This window comes from Ilyobacter sp. (assembly GCF_041583315.1).
Taxonomy (GTDB): domain Bacteria; phylum Fusobacteriota; class Fusobacteriia; order Fusobacteriales; family Fusobacteriaceae; genus Ilyobacter.
This window is the reverse complement of the sequence record NZ_JBFHGC010000559.1, coordinates 1-1,827: the sequence shown is the minus strand read 5'-3', so window position 1 is coordinate 1,827 and position 1,827 is coordinate 1. Positions and strand designations below refer to the sequence as shown.

Annotated in this window: 3 protein-coding genes; all 3 read right to left on the bottom strand. The window is 32.6% G+C overall.

The genetic code is table 11. From position 1 onward, the window contains the following. The coding region (locus ABZA26_RS14195) for a hypothetical protein (RefSeq protein WP_372715144.1) at window positions 1-733 on the bottom strand (733 nt) is incomplete at its 3' end. Between the two features lie 39 nt (window positions 734-772). After that, complete coding sequence (locus ABZA26_RS14190) at window positions 773-1,195, bottom strand: hypothetical protein (protein ID WP_372715142.1); 423 nt, start codon at window positions 1,193-1,195, stop codon at window positions 773-775. Window positions 1,196-1,199: 4 nt separating this feature from the next. Then, window positions 1,200-1,827 (bottom strand): LPP20 family lipoprotein (locus ABZA26_RS14185; protein WP_372715141.1); only part of this gene is annotated, 628 nt, incomplete at its 5' end.

Below are 1,827 nucleotides of genomic sequence, written 5' to 3'. Positions count from 1 at the left end.
GGTATTCATTCGTTATTTCTTCCGGAATATCCACCGAATTTTCTTGTGTTTTTTTTACAGGTTTTATAATGGCTACTTTTTCTATAGGCTTTGCCACTGGTAATTCTTTTATCTTTATTATATCTTCGTTGGTAAAGGTTATGAGAATCTCAGGAGCCACTACCTTTATCTCTTTACGGTAAATGAACTTTTCGGTATCCAATGTCAGGGTTATAAGACCTTCTCTGATTCTAAAGAAGCTTTCTCTCCCTCCATCTATATCTCTAAGTTTTTTATCTCCCAAATATAATATTCCACTGTCTGAAGACCTTATTTTAACTTTAGAACTTAATATTTTTTTCTTTTCAGATGAATTTATTTCTTTAACATTTTCAGTTTTACCTATATTCTCTACAGGCATTTTCTTGTCCCTTTCAAGGTAGACAACTTTTTTCTCTATTCCTGATCTAAAATTACCTTGATAGGTCAAATAACTGCCCTTTTTAATAATTAATGGGATTATGGATTCTTTCGTCAACTCCTCTTGAGTCGGGTGATAAAGTGCTGTACCTTTATCATCAGAAAAGTTGTTTAAATTATTTATTTGAACTTTAGCACCTTCAATGACTTCTTTGTTTTCGCTATCTAAAATAACAATAGATGTAACTCCTTCTAATTCATTGAACATATCATCGTAATTATCTGCGAATAAGCATGTTGAAAATATAAAAAAATATAAGATTATTTTCTTCATAATCACTTCCCTGTTTTAAATAATAATTGATGTTTAAATTTATTCTATGACCATCCATATGTATAGCTGGCTATTTCTAGCATCTACCCATGTGTCCATTATTTTTCCACTTATATTTTTATTGATTTTATATGTAGATATTGTCTCGCTTTTATATGAAGCTGATTGATTTGTTACAGCATCATAACTTATTGTTTCACTAACTACATTGGTCTCTATTTGAGCTGCCAGTTCTTCTATAGATCTTTGAACAGCCAGTTTTCGCTGATGATTAGGACCCTTATACGATCTTCCGGAAATACCTACAGCTCCATAAGAGTACTTTCCATTGAAAGTGGGATTGGCTATCCACTTAGGATAGCCATTTATATTATATAAAGTCTCTTTTGTCTCAGTTTCCAAGTTACTATTAGTACATCCGATGAGTAAAAACAGCAACGAAAAAATGCCTATATTTTTCACTTATTTATGCTCCTTGATTTTGATCAAATTCTTTTTCAATTATTGCATCTAGCTCTTTTTGAGCTTGATCTGATTTAAATTCTTGATACAATTTTTCTTCACTCTTCAGCTTTTCTATGCCATTATTCATACCGTCTTTTATAGCTTTTTTTACCACATCATTCGGAACTGCTACTAATACGTATAACTCTTTATTACTAGTCATAAACATATCGATTTGTCTAGATCCTGTCAGAGTCTGTCTTGATATCTGTTTGGAAACCTGTGAAAAAACACTTTCCACTATTTCGTTTTCTCCTTCTCCTACGACACTTGAGTAGCTTTTAGTCAGTGCTTGAACTTTAACTTCCATTTGATTAGCTAGTTCTACTCTTGCTTTGGCAATTGCTTTATTTCTAGCATTTGCTGTCCCGCTTGCCCCGACTTTTACCATTCCTATGGCAGATTCTGCTCCTTCAACATATGGATTTAAAGCCCATGTTGGTAAGTTTCCAAGCATATTTTGTGGTTGTGCAGTATAGGCACCATTATTATTTATAGACTTCTGTGATGCCGTTTGACTCGAAGTACAAGCTCCAAGTATACTTGCAAATGTAATTGCTAAAATCATTTTTTTCATAAAAATATTCCTC